Source organism: Gordonia spumicola (assembly GCF_009932475.1).
GTDB lineage: Bacteria > Actinomycetota > Actinomycetes > Mycobacteriales > Mycobacteriaceae > Gordonia > Gordonia spumicola.
The window spans coordinates 2,130,120-2,146,029 of sequence record NZ_BJOV01000005.1; the positions used below are offsets into that span (position 1 = coordinate 2,130,120).

Sequence of the window (15,910 nt, forward strand, 5' to 3'; positions counted from 1 at the left end):
GCGACGGGCTCACGCCCGCGGGCTCGGAGGGTAGCCTGAGTGCGAATCGAGCCTTGGAGAACGCATGCAGCAGTTGCGGGGCCGACTGACGGCGCTCGACCCCGAGGCCGCCGAGAGCCTGAAGGTCATCGCGCACTTCGACGCGTTGATCATGGCGGGTGTCGGCCTCGAAGGTCTCCTCCGATCGGCGGCGGTGCTGTCCGGAACTGTCGCCGGTGCGGAGCGTCGGTCGAGGACCACACGTGTCGGCCATGACGGGCGTCGTCTCGCCGCCGGTGAGGTGGTCCGGCCGGCGGTGCTCGAGGCCGCGTCGTCCGACTGTCGCGTGTGGTTGGAACGCGAGGGCCCGCCGCTCGTGAACGATGCGATGGTGGTCGAGCGGCTGGCGTTCGCGATCACCCTGCTCGAGTCGCGTTCGGCCGTCAGACACGGGCTCGACGCCGTGATCGACGCGGCCGTGCCCGTGGGCGAGCGCGCCGCCGTCCTCGCCCGGCTGCGAATCGACTCGTCCACCCAGGTGAGAGTGATCGCGACCAGTGCTGACGATCCTGCCCCCGACGGCGGTCTGTCCACGATCGTCGCGACCCGGTTCGGGATGCTGCGGGCCACCGTCGACATTCCGGTCACGGGCGTCGTCGGCACGCCGGTCGGACGTTCCGGGTTCGGCGTGTGGGTCCGCGCCGACCGGGCCCCGGAGTCGTGGGACGGCGCCGTCATCGCGTTCGGGCTCACCGATCGCGAGGACCGGACGATCGATGCGACCGACCTCGGCGTGATATTGCAGCTGCTGCAGGCCCCGGACTCCAACGCCGAGGACGTTGACGCGCTCGAACGTCTCGACCCACTGGAGACGACGATCCTCCGGACGCTCGTCGAAGCCGACAGTGTCCGTGCCGCGGCCGCACGCCTCGGCATGCACCATTCGACGGTCCAAGCGCGGCATGAGTCGTTGACCAGGGCCCTCGGCTACGACCCACGTACACCTGTCGGTCGAATGCGATGCTCGGCGGCGACGCTCGTCCTCCGACTTCGGCGTGCCGACCGCGAGGCCTGAGGTCGAGTCAGCCCTTCGTGAGATCTTGCGCGAGCATCACGATGATCCCGCTCGGTCCGGGCACATAGGTCAGCTTGTAGGCGTCCTGGTAGTTCGCGACGCCGCGCAGCGGGTGGCACCCGTGTCGTGCGGCGATCGCGAGCGCTTCGTCGATGTCGTCGACGGAGAACGCGACCCGGTGCATGCCGATCTCGTTGGGCAGGGTCGGCTCCGTGGGAATCGCATCGGGATGGATGTACTCGAACAGTTCGAGCCGACCGCTCCCGTCGGGCGTCTGGAGCATCGCGATGCGAGCGTGATTGCCGTCGAGCCCGACGGCCGTGTCGGCCCACTCGCCGCTCACCTCGTCCCGTCCGAGCACGGTGAGGCCGAGGTCGGTGAAGAAGGCGACGGTCGCGTCGATGTCGTCCACCGCGATGCCGACGTTCTCGAGCTTGATGGGCATGGGTCCACCGTACGCACTCGACCGGACGACCGCGTTCGATCAGGCGGCAGTGCGGCTCGCATGTCCAGGCCTCATGACCAGCGTTTCACCGACCTGCGAGTCGATCGACGAGAAGGTCGATCCGCTCCTCGACGCGATCGCCGGGCAGGCGGCCCGCCCTGGTGAGGGTCGCGAGGCCGTGCAATGCCGACCAGAACGTCTCCGTGTAGACGCCGGGGTCCACGCCGGGGCCCGCGGCGTCGGCGAGGTTCTCGTACAGCGCGGCGAAGGCGTCCTTCAGGGGTTCCGGCGTGTCGTCGACGGCGAACGTCAGACCGCCGTCGAGCTGGAAGATCGCGTCGTAGACGGCCGGATTCCGGGCCGCGTAGTCAAGGTACGCGCGGGACAGCGCTCGAATCCGTCCAGTCGACGTGTCGGCGTCGGCCACCGCGCCCCTGATCGCTTCGGCCAACTCGGACGCGCCTTCCAGCGCGGCCGCGCCGATGATCTCCTTCTTGCCGCGGAAGTGGCCGTACAGCACCGGCTGGCTGTACTCGATCCGGTCGGCGAGTCTTCGCGTGGTGACGGCCTCCCATCCGTCGCGCTCCGCGATCTCGCGCGCGGTCGCCACGATGAGCCTTTCGCGCTCCGCTCGTTCGCGACGCTTCCGATCCTGTATCGCCATACAGAAATTCTAGCATTGATAGACATGCCGATTTAGCAGTGCTAGATTTCTGATCACAGCTAATTGTCGGTCAGGAGAACATCATGGGCACTGCACTCGAAGTCGTGACGATCGTCGTCGTCGGAATCCTCGTCGGCGTGGAGTTCTGCGTCGCGTTCATCGTCAACCGAATCCTCAACGCGCTCCCCGAAGACAGCAATCAGCTCGGTCGGGCCCACGGCGGCCGGATGCTCGGCGCCCTCATGCCGTTCTGGTACATCGGGTCGATGGTGCTCGCCGGCGTCTGGGCGGCGACGGTGTGGGGACGGTCGGGCGCGGGCCTCATCGTCGCCGGGGCCGCCCTCCTGATGGTCAGCGTGATCATGTCGATCGCCCTGCTCGTCCCGATCAACAATCGGAGCAAGACCTGGACGCCGGAGAATCGGCCGGCCGACTGGAAAGCGCAGATGCAGCAGTGGGACCGGTACCACTACGCGCGCGTCGCGGTCCTCATCGCGGCCTTCGCCCTGCTCGTCGTCGCCGCATGAGCGTCACACGCATACCGACGTCAACTGCGGTACTTGGACAAGAGCTCCCGAGGGATGTGGCACGAGTCGTCCGGACACCGAGCCAGCCGATCTTGATGCTCGTCGGCGCTGCGCACATAGTTGACCATCGGCAGCACCTCGACGGCGACCCGGTCCGCGTCCGACCGCGCGTCGACGAAAGCTCGCGCCCGACGCAGGTGCCCGGGATCCTCGGAGTACAGGCCGGTGCGGTACTTCTCACCCACGTCCGGCCCCTGCCGGTTGACGCTGTACGGGTCGATGATCTCGAAGAGGTGAGCCATGAGCTGCTCGACGCTCACCACGGTCGGGTCGAAACGGGTCCGGACGCACTCGGCGTACCCGTCGTAGTCGCCGTCGAGTGAACGAGTCGAGCCGTTCACTCGACCCGCTTCGGTGAAGGTCACGCCGGGCAACGTCTCGACGAACGCCTGCACGCCCCAGAGGCATCCCCCCGCGAGGTAGACCTCGTGTTCCGAGAAATCGTCGGCCATCGTTCGATCGTACGACACCCGCGACGATGCGCCCAGCGCCTCTCGATCGTCCGTGGATTCCCTCGACATTGCGATCATTGTTCCAGAAGAAGACGAGAATCCCATTCCGATGATCAGTCACGAATATCGCCGATCCAGTATCGATGTATCGACGGAGTGCGATGTTGAATATGAGCCGCATCACCAGATGCAAGTATGGAGGGGAGTTCCACATGACCATGAAGAAGATCGCCGTGGCAACCGGCGTCACCGCCACTGTGCTGACATCAACGCTGGTGGCAGCCCCGGACGCACACGCCGCGTCCAGAGTTCTCACCATCGGAAACAACTGCTACGGCCCCAATCCGAACTATCTCGGATTCCCGTTCTACGGCGGAGCGAACATCACCACCAATGCGCCGTGGCCCGGACAGATCACGATCAACTCCGACTCGAAAGACGTGTTGCCGTACACCACGTACACGACGGTCAAGGTCACCACTCTGAGCAACAACCGCACGCAGACCTTCCGGCGCACCTGGCACCACACGATGGGCGACGACTCCGGCTACACGATCACCGGGATCAAGGCCAGCGGGCGCGTCAAGGTGACGATCAGCGCGATCAACGTCGGACTGTTCCAGACTCAGCGCGGACCGACCTGCAGTGGAATCGTCCGCGTCTGACCGACGCCACCGCCCCCGGAGTGAGTGCTCGCAATGCGCCGAACCCGGGCCTGTGGCTCACCGGCCGAGGAGCACCCCGACGATGAGCAGCACCGTCGCGACGATCATGGCGACCGCGAGCGAGGCGAGGAGGAAGTCGACGATCCGCTCCCGCCCCGGCGACGCGGCGTGGTCGCCTGATGCCAGCGGCGCGTACCGACGACCCGCACCCCACAGCGCACCGAGTTGGGTCGCCAACCAGTTCGCATACGTGCCGTACACGAGGAGTGCAATCGTCACGATCTGCCAGACGCCGGGCAGGTCGACGTGCGGCCACAGGAGTCCGACGACGATCAGGAACGGCCCATTGGTCATGCCCTGTAGGTGACTCGCGACGGCCATCCGCGGGTTCGCCATCGCCGGCGTGAGCATCCCGGTGATCAGGCCGAGCAGGAACAACAGCAGACCAGCGGCGAACAGGACGGTTTCCATTTCTGGACGATAGTCCTGCCGCCGCGGGCAGGAAGCCTTTCGCGGCGCGTCCGCCTGTGTCGGGTCAAGTTCGAGACGTCGGCTACTGCGATCCTCGGAATACAGGCCGGTGCGGTACGTCTCACCCACGTCACTCGCGACCCGATCGTACGGCTGGACTGCTCAGGATCACCCGATCGTGTACACCATTCCCTGCCCGTTCGCGGCGAGAGACGACATGAACTCACGCGCCTGGCGCAAATAGGTGAGCACATACTCGACTTCCCTGTCATCGGGGTCCCGATAGACGGGATGTGCACGGACGTCGGCCGCCACATCCTCGTCGTCGATGGTCGCGAGGTCCGCCGCGATCGCCTGCACCTCCCGCGCCCCCAAGGCACGCTCGAACGGCAGATACCCACAGCCAGTGTTCGTGACGGCCCCCTCGAACATCGCGAACGCCGGCCGAGCCGGCATCCCGGGACGTGGACCCGTGAAGTTCTGAAGCGATCTGAACGCCTTGTCGAGATCGAGCGTCGCCGGGTAGCGGCTGCGCCGCACAGCGAGCGAGTCTGCCACCGCCTCACTCGTGAGTACCTGACCGACTGCGTGTGCGAAGTATCGAATTCCCATGACGCCAGTGTTCATCGCAAACGAGCGAATTCCCCGTGGAGAACCATCATGTGGACAAATACTCCGCGCACGCCCCGATTTCCACAGAGTGGCAACCTGCGGCAGCCGCTCATGATCGTCGGTTCAGAGTGGTACTACGCGTCAGACGTTGAACCGGAACTCCACCACGCGCCAGTACCCCATACACTCACAAACGCCCTGACCTGCTGCTATGCTCCAGTCACCAGGAGGTCACTCCGCCTCTTGCCACAACGATTTGCCACACGATAGGGGGCCAGGATGTCGGAACAGGTGCTGGGGGGGCAGGCGACGCTGTACGCACCCACGGCGAGCAAAGCATTCTGGAGGTACGCGATCACGGATGCCGGAGGCAAGCGCAGGGTGCTGACGGGCGGATCGAGCCGGGACGAGGCGCTAGCGCGTGCTCGGGAGGCGCTCGGAGACTACATTCCGGGCCGGAAGATCCGGGGTGGCCAGCCGCCAAGTGTGGATCAGGCTTTCGAGGACTGGGTAGCGGACAATCAAGAGCGCTGGGTAGACCGGACGATTGAGGTTTACAGGTACAGGTACAGGGCGAACCTCCAGCCGCAATTGGGGCACCTACTGGTCACGAAGATCACCGACGCACATATCAAGGGCCTGAAACTCGACGTGTCACGGGAGCAGGCGAAAAGGGTGCGATCAATCCTGCGAGGCGTTTTCGGCAGTGTCGAGAGGTGGACCGGAATGCCCGGAAACCACTACGGCGACTTGCTCAGACTTCCGGGGACGAAAACAGCGGACAGGTCACGAATGGTCCCGAGGAACCAAATCCCAAGCGCCAGGTACGTGAACGCGCTCATCAACTGCACACTGTCGACGTGCCAAGAACACCCACTGGAACCAATACTGCCCGCACCGGTAGACCCAATCACCGGAGTCCGTGAAGAGTTCGGACTGAGGGACGTTGAACCCGAGATCGAGATCTGGAGCGGACTACCCGAGCACATCATCAAGAAGAACAGGCGCGGAGTCCCCAGGCACTACAAGGACGCCGACGCCAGGAGGAAGACGGAGACCCTCGAACTCGCGTCAAGGTACAGACAGGCTGCGCTGGTCGTGGGGTTAGGCGCTGGAGCAGGTCTCCGCATAGGAGAGGTCCTGGCGCTTCGCCCACGGCACCTCATCGACCGCAGCGGGAAGTTTAGAACAGCGAAGTTTGAAGGGTGGTTCGCGCACGGCGACATGTCCCGAACGTTGACCGGAACCATCCGCGAAGACTGGGACCCGTTGAGACAGGCGCTCTGGACTCGCAAGATCCGAGTGGAGGAGCAGGTCTCCCCGCTCAGCGGCGGTAGAATGGCAATCTCGCTCCCCAAGCAAGGCCGGACAAGGGAGGTATGGATCCAGCCCTACCTGTACCCGAACTACCACGTCAAGGACATGGGGGAGGAAGTGCGTTCGAAACTGCCGGAGGTCGACAGGCATCGGAGCGTCTGGGAGACGACAATCGACCAGGCCCTGCACGTTTGGAGGGGGCAGGACGACGACGGGCCAATCCCCTTGCACTTCCTACTGTACCTGCGACTCAGGGAACTCTGGGAAGAGTCAAACAGAGACCTAGGGGTCTGGGAGAACGCGTTACTGTTCCCTGCACGCAACGCGAGAAAACGTTCTCAGGAGCCCCTTTACCCCGCCTCATGGCCGTACCAACGCGAGCCCACGAACGGCATCTACCAAGACCCCACCAACTTCACGGCGCGGATGATGAACCCCATTTACGACCACTTACAGGATCTCCTGGGAGAGGCACCCGGACACACCGCGAGATCTCGACAGGGATGGACACACCACGCTTTGCGGCATTTTGCGATTTCGCAGTGGATCGCACATGACCTGGATATACCCTTCGTCACGCAGCAGGCGGGGCACTCGGACGAGACCTTCACCCTTAGTCGGTATGCGTCAGCCGTGGATACGGCCTACGTCCAGACAGGGTTTGAGGGCTAGTGAAATAACACCCTACGAATGATCACGTACAGGGGCCACACCGCCACGAGGAGCAGGAGGGACCCCCAGCCCAAGACACCGTTGACAGCCAGCATGAGGAATAGCAGTACGCCGAGCAACTTCACGCTCATGATCTATCAGGTGGCTCCGACAACGCCCGAGCGAAGAAGATTCGGGTAACCGGCAAAGACCGCTGACGCATACGCGAGGAAGGCAGCCTCCCAAGCACCGGCAATCTCGATAGCGAGATCTGCGGCAGGCCCTGGAAGATACCCAGATGCAGAAAGGAACTCCAGGAGAGGCTGGAAACCCACGTACTCAGTGCCGACGTAATTGGGCAGGAAGTCGACACGGGAACCGACAAGGGAGTCCAGGGAAGCCAGCGCAATACCCGGATCGGCAAAGGCGTCGAAAGCAAGTTCGCGGACCAGGTAGAGGTCTCCGGTGTCAATGATCTTGAACATCCCTATGCACCCCGGAGGGCCCGCCAGTGGGCGAAATGTCGAATCTGAGTAGCGGCACCATGCTCTACCGAAGGGACGCGCACATCAATTCCGTCGTCAATCGCATCGTTGATCTTGCGAACTACCTCGATTGCAGTCTCAGGCGCGAGCCAAGAGACCACGGTTTCCGAAGTGGCTGGGTCCTCGTACGTAACCCGGGATAGTTCGGAGACACTGCCCTGAATCGGGTCGTCAGCAAACTTGGCAGAACAACCGGCGCAGAGGACTGTGACCTCACCGAGAACTTCCCAGACCAGGTAGGCATCAGGATCTCCCGAAAGACCGGCGTACGAGATCTCTAGTCGGTCAGAGCAGGACGCGCAGGCGATGGATTTGGTCAGCAAGCCCTTGGACACGGCGACCTCAGAAAGCAAGGACAGTACGGCGTCTGAGGACGACTTCTTAGCAGCGACAACTGCGGCGAGATCAGTCATTGCACGCGTCCTCGAAATCGAGGGTCATCTGAACAGGCACGACGGGCGGCGCCTGCCGGAGGGCCAGGTGAAGAGCCTCTGACGCGAGCAGGCTGGCATCTAGCAGTAGGGAGTCAACACGCGAGACGTCCCGCGAAGATGACGTGGCCTTTGCGGCAGTACGGAATCGGCGCAGGGATGCGCAGAACTCCTGATGGGCGGACAGTAGGGACTGACTCATGGTGAACCTCCGTTCTAGAATGTGGTCTTTCTCAATACAGTGGGGGCGCTTCCCGGAAACACAACCCAACATCATGTGATGTGCCTCACCCCTCATCTGACGGGCTAGCAGGCGGAGGTGCGAGGAAGCGCGAAACGAACTCCGTCTTCGGGATGTGCCACCCACGGCACCGGCGAACACGGTCGACAGATTCACCACCGAGAATGAACAGCCCTGCACTCGTACGGAGACCATCTCGGCCGATGGAACCCACGATCTCGTGAGGCTGCGGAGCACCAGGAGGCATTGACGGCAGAATCATCCCGGTATCCGACGGCGTAGCCAGTTGGTGGGCAACACGGATATCAAACTGACTACGCGCCCGACTCGGGATCGTATCCGCAGACGAGACCTGCATCGAGACCACGAGAGTGATCCCCGCTTTACGCGCACGCTGGGCCAGAGAGGTAAAAGCGGCCTCGAAAACAGCGCGACTCTTCTTATCGGGGTTGGTGTCGGTCATCGCGGAAAGTTCCTCCAGAACGAGGATGATCGGCTTGCCGTGTTTGGGAGCCTGGAAGCAGTCGTCTCCATCGGCCATGTACTGATCCACCCGAGAATCCTTCAAGGTGTCCAGGTCGACAACCATCTGGATAATGTCCTCCACAGTTGAAGCAGAGCGGGTCACATAGGGCTCGTAAGCCCCGAAAGTTTGCATCTGCGGGTCCGCCAGCCAGACGTCGTAAGCGGCGGAGCGTAGAGCCGAGGCTAGAACGTTGTTGGGTACCGTCGATTTGCCAGAGCCCGAGGAACCAGCGATCAGGATACGGACACCGCCCTGACCAGGCGTGTACAGAGGCAGTTCCACAACTTCACCAAGGTCATCGACCGCAACAGGAACCCAACCGTCGGCCAACTTCTCGATAGGAAACAACTCAGCACCAGACGGCGTACCAGGAGTGAAGGGCTCTGAGATCAGGTCGCGCATCACAACGCAGAACTTGGTGGTACCGCCAACTTGAACATTGAGCGGATAAACACTTTCTGCACGTAGACGTGCTTGCAGGACACCGGCAAGAGACTCCACAACCAGATCGCTAGCACCGCGAGGCGTATCCACCTCAATGATCTGCACAGGGGCCAGGGCGCGGTATGCGTCGAAGATGGTCATCGAATTTCACCCCCGAAGGCGGTTTGAGTAGACTTCTGGAACGATGCAGGCGAGGTGACGCGAACCCGAGGGGTCTCGTGCGACCACGCAGGATTGTCGGCTAGGACCTGCTCAGCGGCAGCCTGAGTTGCAAGCAGCGCACGACGGCGACGCATACGAACACCGACCCACATCGCGAGGGTGTAGCCGACAGCCAGGCCTACGAGGTTCGATGGAGTGTCGAAGCCAGGTACTGCGACGTTCAGCCCGAGAAGCAGGAATGTTAGTGCGGCGAGGAACAGGTCGGGAAACTTCTTGAGGGTCCGCCAAGCAACACCGAGAACTTGCAGGGGAAGACGTAGAAGCCAGAAGCCCAGGACGAAGCCGACTGACTCGGATTTGGATCTAGTAGTGGGTGGATAAGACATGTGGGTTACCTCCGTATTGGTGAAGAAGGGGGTGGGGAGAGGTGGTGAGCAAGACCACCCCTCCCCGGCAGCGTCAGGCCGTCGGTGCAGACTTCTTAGCCACACCCGACTCGGTGCGGAGGTCACCAACCAGGGTGAAACTATGCTCTGCTCGACCTGACCCGGCCACGTACTTGACTGCAGTGAGACGGCCAGACACCTTGTACACGGTGCGAGGAGTGAGAACCGGGGCCTCTGCCGAGACGATCTTCAGATTGCCGAGGAGCAGGGCATGAGAGTCGTCAGCATCCCAGATCTCACACTGAACCTGCCAGACGGGCAGGCCGGTCTCCTTGTCGATCCGGTCAGTCTTCTGGCCGGACCCCTCATTCCAGGTGTAGGCACGAGTAACCTCCGCGCTAGAAAGGGTGAGAACCTCGATTGCAGTAGTGTCAACCTTCATGAGTAGGACCTCCGTTAGTTCGGTAAGCGGTACCCGGTGTTTCCGGGCTTACTAAACACCTTGGGGGCGCTTTTCCAGAACACAAGGATTTTGATGTGATCTCTGTCACATGTCAAATGGTCCACCTCCATCGAGAAAAGGGCATGACGAAGTTCCCCAACACTGCGGCAGTGTTCGGGCAGAGGACTGGGGTTGGCAATCGGCAACACCTCCAAAGAGTCGGGAACTTATACCTACTACTGTGGGGGCACCTTCTGTGAGCACAAGTACGGGACATCAATTATGTAGCCAACAGACTTTATTAGGGTACCCTTAGTGGGGGTTGGGTTATTGGGGGGAAATTTTCTTCTTTAACCAAGGGGCTCGGCTCCGCCGAGCCCTGGAAAAGATCCCCGCTCTGGCCGCTGCACTCTCGGTCCGGGCCTCTGGCGTCCGCGCTGCGGCTCCGCCGGTCGCTCCCGCCGCCACCCCTCCCCTACCGCTGGGACCTCCGCGCGTCCTTTTCCCGAAGGGTGAGGCACTGCGGACAGCACAAGGCCGCGCCTTCCGAACTGGGATGTAGAAGGCACGTCGAATAGACCGCAATAGGGTTGCGGTTTCGTCGTATTCAGTTATCTGGCTGGCGCGAAAACCTGAGCACGCTCAGGACTTCTTGCCTTCAATACAGGGTCACGGGCCTGGGCTGAACTGGTGGCGGGTTTGTCGGAGGTCACCAGTCTTCTCCAGATCGAGGTACCAGACAGGCTGAACGTCATCATCCGAGGCAGGCGTCAAAGAAGGAGAGTTGTCGGCAGCCCACGCGGCACGCCGAGCCCGAATCTCAGACATGCTGACTGGCCACCGGGACGAGTAGTTCACCCCGCCACTATGGCCTGCAAAGTCCATCAGTTTCTCGATCTCACTACGGAATCGGAACCAGGGGGAGAGGTGGCCGAAGTCGGGAAAGTACTCCTCAGGGTTGGCCATAACCTCGCGGAGCGGCCGGTTGATCCCCGACGGCTTTGCCAACAGAGTGACGGCAGTGCTGATTGCGGGCGCGTAGCCCAAGGACAGAACGGCTGCGCGGTTCGAGGCGTGCACAGTCCGGGCAGCGACCACGAAGCCCTGGGCATCGTCCATCTGATCCTGGAAGGCGGAAGCGGCGCGACGCATCGCGTACTCGGCCCAGGCCTGCGAGAGGCCCGAGGTAGTCAGCAGAGGCCGTACGCGCTCACGCAGCCCAGACGGAAGATCTGTGACCTTGGAGAGCAGGTGAGCATCGAAGGGAAGGGGCGGGGTTGCAGGAGCCGTTGCCCGGAGGGGGTCACCCAGGTCCCACGGTTTCGGAGGTGTGGGACTCCAGGAGGCAACGGCGCGCTCCCCTCTTTCCAGGACAGACAGCCAGTCATCGACCATAGCGTCGTCAATGAGTCCAGCGCGGTGCAGGGAAGCGGCGGACACTTGGCCGAACTTCTCGCGAGCGTTCTCTGTGAAGTAGTCGACCACCGCGTCACCGGTATCCCGATAGTTCTGGCGTACCGACTCGAACGGGACTCCCTGCAGATCGCGGTCCGCCTCGTCAAGAAGATCGAAGGCAAGAGGATCGGGACCGCCAAAGCGGACTGTCGACAGCACAGCATCCATCCAAGCGAACGACTGGGCGGTGTGCGTGAAGTAGGTGGAGCGCTCGTGGGCACTGTGGGACGCAGCCCAGGCCAAGGCACTCTGAAATGCCGCCTCATCTGCAGAATCGGGCATGGACGTGTATGACTCTTGCAGGCGGTCTACACGGGACTGAGTAGAGCGCTCTGCCGATGCCAAGCACTTCAACCACGTCAGGGTGGCGGTTTGAGCAAGAGTCTCCAGGCGCAGGCGGTACAGGTGGAGGAACCGTGCACCCTTTGAACCGGCCAAAGCGGACCCAGCAGCACCAGCGGCCTTTGACACGTACTTGGCCACATAGGCACCGAGGCGCTGGGCGGAGTTGCGGTGGTCGCCGTCGCGGTCGGTGTCGTGGGTGGCAACAACGCGGATATCCACGTTGGAGCCCCAAGAGATACGATCCGGGACCGGGTAGGTGGCGGTGTCGGGCAGGTAGACCTGGGCGTTGGGCGAGGTGAGGCAGCCCAGTGCGGCCTGGCGAATGGCTGGGCGGAGCGGGTCGGCGTATGCAGTGATGGAGTGCGCAACCTCAGCAGGAACGGCAGCAGACGGCCCAGGGCCCCACCCATCTTCAAAGTGCTTCTTCACTGTGGCAGGCGAGAAGTCTTGATGGGCCCAGTGGAGGATAGGATGGCACCACACTCGTCCGGCCTTGTCGCGGCGATAGAGGAACAAGAAGTCCTGCCACTCGTCAACACCGGGCGCAGGCACCATGTCACCCATCTTCCAAAGTCGGCGCGAACCAGGCCGCATATCGACGTACGGACCGGGGTCTGTAGGCGGGCGAACTGCGATGATGCAGTGGAAGTGCAGGGCCCCGCGTTTCTGGAACTCGGCCAGAATCTTGATCGAGACTGTGCAGCCGAAGTCCTCGTAGAACCGCAGACGAGAGCGGAGGTAGGGCGAGGTGCGGGCGATCAGGTCGGCAGCCATGCGGTTATGAAGTACCTGACCAGCGAAATCGTAGGTGGAAGGGTCGACAGGGGTACCGACGAGAGAGTCTGCCCGAGGGTCGCCCTCGATGAGCCGCCTGTCCTTCGGAATGTGGGCAAGAGCAGCATTGCGCTTGACGCACAGGACCTGGAAACCACGAGCATCGTGCGAGGAAAGCCACTCCTCACTGGTGGAGGATAGGTTGTGCTTAGCGGCGAGTTTGGCGGTGTCCTTGCGGGTCCAGTCGTAGCGATGGACGGCACCGAAACTGGGCTGGGTCAGCGTCACGAACAGCACAATGCCACCGTCACCGGCTGCGGCGCTTGGCATCCCCTCCTGCACGGATCGGCGCAGGATGTCCTGGTAGGCAGCAGCGCAGGGAGCACACTTGTCCTCACGGCGGGTCCCGCAGGGGAGGACCAACCGCTGTGAACCCTGGTCGTGAAGGGCCAGGCTAGACAGAACGATAGGCCGCACGCACTGGTCGGCTAGAGGCACGTAGGGCTTGGGCTCACTTGTACCGGCTCCCAGTAGGCCAGTGACCGCCGAGAAGGCTGCATCGTCGTCGGCGCTGGACCAGATAGGTTCGTCGTTAGGTTCGAGGAACTCCACGTCCTCTGGGAAGGCGTCAGGGTCTACACCTAGATCTGCCCAAAGTTCCGAGGGTCTAAACAATCTCTCCTGAGTGTCTGTCATCTCCTTCCTCCGAGGTTGTTGCGGGTAGTGGGTCTAGTAGTTACTGTGAGGGCGCTTTCCGGGAACACAAGTCGCCCGTAGTGTCGTCCAACGAGAAGGAGTCGCAATGACTGAACAACCGAACGTTTTTCTGAGTGTCTTCGGGCAGCAGTACGTGGTGCTGGATTCGAGCAAGCGTGAGGAGATCACGGAGGCGCTGGACGGACTTCTCTCTGAAGGGGCTCTGACAATCGAGGCCTGGGACGCTGCGGTTGCTGGTGTCAATCGGCAACGGGGTGGGCGCGCTACTCCCCCGGCACCGGCACCGAAGGCGGCCAGCGAGGCAGACAAGGTTGCGCGCGACTGGGCGAAATTGACCGAGAAACTGTTCAAGAAGCACGGGCGTGAGGTGCTCGTGCCAGCACTGCGGGAGTGGTACAACAACCAACTTCCGGAAGGTGCGGACCGGTGGACGAAGCAGAACGTTTTGACGGAGGTCAAGGTGGCGGCGCTGAAGACGTTCTCAACACCAGAGGATCTTGAAGCGCTCCTGAGCGAGTAGTGTGAGCGCGAAGAGCCCCCAGTCCGATGATGGAGTGGGGGCTCTTCCTATTGCCAGGAGAGGCTGTGCTATGGAATGACTAGTCGATCACGGGGCACTGGAAGGCTGTGAACGCCTTGAACTCGTAATCGGTGGGCGTCAGCCATTCTGGATGTGCGAGGACTTCATCCATTGTCGCGTAGCGGCTCTCATCGTTCTCAATTGTCCGGACAACCGCCCAAATCGAATACCCGTCGTCTTGCGACATCGGCTTGGTAGCGATTAGGTCACCGATGACGCCTGCACGAGGTGGGACCGCTCCAAACGGAACAGCGAGATAGATCGACTGAACGACTTCGGCAGGGCTGTCAACCGCGAACCAGGTGGTCAGCGCCGTTGAGCCCAGGACGGCAACCTTGCCGGAGAACTGGCTAGCAAGTCGCGCAAAGTCCGCCGTTCCGTCTGTACTGCCAGTGGACCCGTAGTTCACAGGGCCCTGGTCAGCGACGGAACACGGCTCGTATGCCAACGAAGACGGCTCCGCTGTAGGAAAACGCTGGCCGGTCAGAACTCCGCCTAGGAGCGTAGCGGCGACGAGGAGAACCACAACCACGATGTGGAGGTGGCGTGGGCCGCGCATCAAGTGCCAGCGGGTCAGAATGTGGGGTTTTGAAGTGGGGAGTTGAGTGTCTGTCATGGCGAAACCTCCGTAGCCAAGTAGTGAGCGGGTGGACTACTACTCACCGTGGGGGCGCATTCTGGAAACCCAAGGCGTTAGGTCACAATTTGGTAACGGTTCGACGGGGCGCGGCGGGGCGCATACCGGGGAGGGGTATCGCTGGTCTGCCACAACTCTTTGCCACAAAACGAGGATCTCCCCAGGTCGCCACGGCGTGTGCCACAGCGTCCTGGGGAGTGTTGCCCCTGGTCAGGGCGTTAGTCAGACATTAAATCTAAACTCCACGACGTCGCCGTCGGCCATGACGTAGTCCTTGCCTTCCATGCGGACCTTGCCCGCGGCCTTGGCGTCGTTCATGGTGCCCGCGGCGTCGAGGTCGGCGAAGGAGACGATCTCGGCCTTGATGAAACCCTTCTCGAAGTCCGTGTGGATGACGCCCGCGGCCTTCGGGGCGGTGTCGCCCTGGCGGATCGTCCACGCACGCGACTCCTTGGGGCCCGCGGTCAGGTACGTCTGCAGCCCGAGGGTGTGGAAGCCCGCCCGCGCGAGCTGTGCGAGACCGGCCTCGTCCTGGCCGATGGACTCGAGGAGTTCCTTCGCGTCGTCCTCGTCGAGCTCCAGGAGCTCACTCTCGACCTTGGCGTCGAGGAACACGGCGTCGGCCGGTGCGACGGCGGCACGCAGTTCCGCCTTGCGCGCATCGTCGGTCAGCACGCCCTCATCGGCGTTGAACACGTACAGGAACGGCTTCGCGGTCAACAGGTGCAGCTCACGGACCGACGACAGGTCGAACGAGTCCTTCGCCGAGAACAGCGTCTTGCCGCCGTCGAGGATCTCCTGCGCCTTCTTCGCGGCATCGAGCAGGACGGCGAGGTCCTTGTTCTTGCGCGCGTCCTTCTCCAGGCGCGGCAACGCCTTCTCCAGGGTCTGCATGTCGGCGAGGATCAGCTCGGTCTCGATCACCTCGATGTCGGCGAACGGATCGACGCGGCCGTCGACGTGCACGACGTCGTCGTCGGAGAACACGCGGACCACCTGGCAGATCGCGTCCGCCTCGCGGATGTTGGCGAGGAACTGGTTGCCCATGCCCTCACCGACGGAGGCGCCCTTCACGATGCCCGCGATGTCGACGAACGACACGGTGGCCGGCAGGATCCGTTCACTGCCGAAGATCTCCGCCAGGCGATGCAGACGAACGTCGGGCAGTTCGACGACGCCGACGTTCGGTTCAATGGTCGCGAACGGGTAGTTCGCGGCCAGCACGTCGTTACGCGTCAACGCGTTGAAGAGGGTCGACTTTCCGACGTTGGGCAGGCCGACGATTCCGAGGGTAAGACTCACGGGTG

At 62.5% G+C, this 15,910-nt stretch carries 17 protein-coding genes; 5 read left to right on the top strand and 12 right to left on the bottom strand.

Annotated elements, in window-relative coordinates:
* Positions 1 to 64 precede the first annotated feature (64 nt).
* A complete protein-coding gene (locus GYB83_RS21210; protein ID WP_161897263.1) occupies positions 65 to 1,054 on the top strand; it encodes a helix-turn-helix domain-containing protein in 990 nt (329 codons plus the stop codon).
* Between the two features lie 7 nt (positions 1,055 to 1,061).
* Here the strand turns inward: GYB83_RS21210 and GYB83_RS21215 are convergent, their stop codons facing one another.
* Both GYB83_RS21215 and GYB83_RS21220 read right to left on the bottom strand, forming a co-directional pair.
* The gene (locus GYB83_RS21215) at positions 1,062 to 1,499 is read right to left on the bottom strand and encodes a VOC family protein (protein WP_161897264.1); all 438 of its coding nucleotides are present in this window, start codon (positions 1,497 to 1,499) and stop codon (positions 1,062 to 1,064) included.
* 85 nt (positions 1,500 to 1,584) lie between these two features.
* Positions 1,585 to 2,163 (bottom strand): TetR/AcrR family transcriptional regulator, encoded by a 579-nt coding sequence (locus GYB83_RS21220; RefSeq protein ID WP_161897265.1) that lies wholly within the window; start codon positions 2,161 to 2,163, stop codon positions 1,585 to 1,587.
* An 83-nt stretch (positions 2,164 to 2,246) separates the two neighbouring features.
* Between GYB83_RS21220 and GYB83_RS21225 the strand changes: the two genes are divergently transcribed.
* The gene (locus GYB83_RS21225) at positions 2,247 to 2,690 is read left to right on the top strand and encodes an anthrone oxygenase family protein (RefSeq protein WP_161897266.1); all 444 of its coding nucleotides are present in this window, start codon (positions 2,247 to 2,249) and stop codon (positions 2,688 to 2,690) included.
* Between the two features lie 20 nt (positions 2,691 to 2,710).
* Here the strand turns inward: GYB83_RS21225 and GYB83_RS21230 are convergent, their stop codons facing one another.
* On the bottom strand, positions 2,711 to 3,202 hold the full coding sequence (locus GYB83_RS21230) for a peptide-methionine (S)-S-oxide reductase (protein WP_161897267.1): 492 nt from the start codon (positions 3,200 to 3,202) through the stop codon (positions 2,711 to 2,713).
* Between the two features lie 212 nt (positions 3,203 to 3,414).
* Between GYB83_RS21230 and GYB83_RS21235 the strand changes: the two genes are divergently transcribed.
* Positions 3,415 to 3,867 carry a hypothetical protein gene (locus GYB83_RS21235; protein WP_161897268.1) on the top strand — a complete coding sequence of 151 codons (453 nt, stop codon included), beginning with the start codon at positions 3,415 to 3,417 and terminating at the stop codon, positions 3,865 to 3,867.
* 57 nt (positions 3,868 to 3,924) lie between these two features.
* Here GYB83_RS21235 and GYB83_RS21240 read toward each other — a convergent pair whose 3' ends face one another.
* Together GYB83_RS21240 and GYB83_RS21245 are read right to left on the bottom strand one after the other, a co-directional pair.
* On the bottom strand, positions 3,925 to 4,338 hold the full coding sequence (locus tag GYB83_RS21240) for a styrene oxide isomerase (protein WP_161897269.1): 414 nt from the start codon (positions 4,336 to 4,338) through the stop codon (positions 3,925 to 3,927).
* Between the two features lie 168 nt (positions 4,339 to 4,506).
* Positions 4,507 to 4,896 carry a DUF1877 family protein gene (locus tag GYB83_RS21245; RefSeq protein ID WP_161897270.1) on the bottom strand — a complete coding sequence of 130 codons (390 nt, stop codon included), beginning with the start codon at positions 4,894 to 4,896 and terminating at the stop codon, positions 4,507 to 4,509.
* A 333-nt stretch (positions 4,897 to 5,229) separates the two neighbouring features.
* Between GYB83_RS21245 and GYB83_RS21250 the strand changes: the two genes are divergently transcribed.
* On the top strand, positions 5,230 to 6,939 hold the full coding sequence (locus tag GYB83_RS21250; RefSeq protein WP_161897271.1) for a site-specific integrase: 1,710 nt from the start codon (positions 5,230 to 5,232) through the stop codon (positions 6,937 to 6,939).
* A gap of 137 nt (positions 6,940 to 7,076) precedes the next feature.
* On the opposite strand, the gene GYB83_RS21255 is transcribed toward GYB83_RS21250, so the two are convergent.
* From GYB83_RS21255 to GYB83_RS21275, 5 genes are all read right to left on the bottom strand, one after another.
* Positions 7,077 to 7,403: a hypothetical protein gene (locus tag GYB83_RS21255; protein ID WP_161897272.1), complete on the bottom strand. Its 327-nt coding sequence runs from the start codon at positions 7,401 to 7,403 to the stop codon at positions 7,077 to 7,079.
* Between the two features lie 2 nt (positions 7,404 to 7,405).
* The gene (locus tag GYB83_RS21260) at positions 7,406 to 7,876 is read right to left on the bottom strand and encodes a hypothetical protein (protein WP_161897273.1); all 471 of its coding nucleotides are present in this window, start codon (positions 7,874 to 7,876) and stop codon (positions 7,406 to 7,408) included.
* 305 nt (positions 7,877 to 8,181) lie between these two features.
* Positions 8,182 to 9,246: a P-loop NTPase family protein gene (locus GYB83_RS21265; RefSeq protein ID WP_161897274.1), complete on the bottom strand. Its 1,065-nt coding sequence runs from the start codon at positions 9,244 to 9,246 to the stop codon at positions 8,182 to 8,184.
* 480 nt (positions 9,247 to 9,726) lie between these two features.
* The gene (locus GYB83_RS21270) at positions 9,727 to 10,095 is read right to left on the bottom strand and encodes a hypothetical protein (protein ID WP_161897275.1); all 369 of its coding nucleotides are present in this window, start codon (positions 10,093 to 10,095) and stop codon (positions 9,727 to 9,729) included.
* Between the two features lie 669 nt (positions 10,096 to 10,764).
* Positions 10,765 to 13,365: a replication initiator gene (locus GYB83_RS21275; RefSeq protein WP_308469726.1), complete on the bottom strand. Its 2,601-nt coding sequence runs from the start codon at positions 13,363 to 13,365 to the stop codon at positions 10,765 to 10,767.
* A gap of 106 nt (positions 13,366 to 13,471) precedes the next feature.
* Between GYB83_RS21275 and GYB83_RS21280 the strand changes: the two genes are divergently transcribed.
* Complete coding sequence (locus tag GYB83_RS21280; RefSeq protein WP_161897277.1) at positions 13,472 to 13,906, top strand: hypothetical protein; 435 nt, start codon at positions 13,472 to 13,474, stop codon at positions 13,904 to 13,906.
* A gap of 79 nt (positions 13,907 to 13,985) precedes the next feature.
* Here the strand turns inward: GYB83_RS21280 and GYB83_RS21285 are convergent, their stop codons facing one another.
* Together GYB83_RS21285 and ychF are read right to left on the bottom strand one after the other, a co-directional pair.
* On the bottom strand, positions 13,986 to 14,582 hold the full coding sequence (locus GYB83_RS21285; RefSeq protein WP_161897278.1) for a hypothetical protein: 597 nt from the start codon (positions 14,580 to 14,582) through the stop codon (positions 13,986 to 13,988).
* Positions 14,583 to 14,825: 243 nt separating this feature from the next.
* Positions 14,826 to 15,905 carry a redox-regulated ATPase YchF gene (gene ychF / locus GYB83_RS21290; RefSeq protein WP_161897279.1) on the bottom strand — a complete coding sequence of 360 codons (1,080 nt, stop codon included), beginning with the start codon at positions 15,903 to 15,905 and terminating at the stop codon, positions 14,826 to 14,828.
* Positions 15,906 to 15,910 lie beyond the last annotated feature (5 nt).

Excerpts from the sequence above, each read along its gene's own strand:
- GYB83_RS21210 (WP_161897263.1), top strand. The coding sequence starts at position 65 with ATGCAGCAGTTGCGGGGCCGACTGACGGCGCTCGACCCCGAGGCCGCC.
- GYB83_RS21215 (WP_161897264.1), bottom strand. The coding sequence starts at position 1,499 with ATGCCCATCAAGCTCGAGAACGTCGGCATCGCGGTGGACGACATCGAC.
- GYB83_RS21220 (WP_161897265.1), bottom strand. The coding sequence starts at position 2,163 with ATGGCGATACAGGATCGGAAGCGTCGCGAACGAGCGGAGCGCGAAAGG.
- GYB83_RS21225 (WP_161897266.1), top strand. The coding sequence starts at position 2,247 with ATGGGCACTGCACTCGAAGTCGTGACGATCGTCGTCGTCGGAATCCTC.
- GYB83_RS21230 (WP_161897267.1), bottom strand. The coding sequence starts at position 3,202 with ATGGCCGACGATTTCTCGGAACACGAGGTCTACCTCGCGGGGGGATGC.
- GYB83_RS21235 (WP_161897268.1), top strand. The coding sequence starts at position 3,415 with ATGACCATGAAGAAGATCGCCGTGGCAACCGGCGTCACCGCCACTGTG.
- GYB83_RS21240 (WP_161897269.1), bottom strand. The coding sequence starts at position 4,338 with ATGGAAACCGTCCTGTTCGCCGCTGGTCTGCTGTTGTTCCTGCTCGGC.
- GYB83_RS21250 (WP_161897271.1), top strand. The coding sequence starts at position 5,230 with ATGTCGGAACAGGTGCTGGGGGGGCAGGCGACGCTGTACGCACCCACG.
- GYB83_RS21255 (WP_161897272.1), bottom strand. The coding sequence starts at position 7,403 with ATGTTCAAGATCATTGACACCGGAGACCTCTACCTGGTCCGCGAACTT.
- GYB83_RS21260 (WP_161897273.1), bottom strand. The coding sequence starts at position 7,876 with ATGACTGATCTCGCCGCAGTTGTCGCTGCTAAGAAGTCGTCCTCAGAC.
- GYB83_RS21265 (WP_161897274.1), bottom strand. The coding sequence starts at position 9,246 with ATGACCATCTTCGACGCATACCGCGCCCTGGCCCCTGTGCAGATCATT.
- GYB83_RS21270 (WP_161897275.1), bottom strand. The coding sequence starts at position 10,095 with ATGAAGGTTGACACTACTGCAATCGAGGTTCTCACCCTTTCTAGCGCG.
- GYB83_RS21275 (WP_308469726.1), bottom strand. The coding sequence starts at position 13,365 with ATGACAGACACTCAGGAGAGATTGTTTAGACCCTCGGAACTTTGGGCA.
- GYB83_RS21280 (WP_161897277.1), top strand. The coding sequence starts at position 13,472 with ATGACTGAACAACCGAACGTTTTTCTGAGTGTCTTCGGGCAGCAGTAC.
- GYB83_RS21285 (WP_161897278.1), bottom strand. The coding sequence starts at position 14,582 with ATGACAGACACTCAACTCCCCACTTCAAAACCCCACATTCTGACCCGC.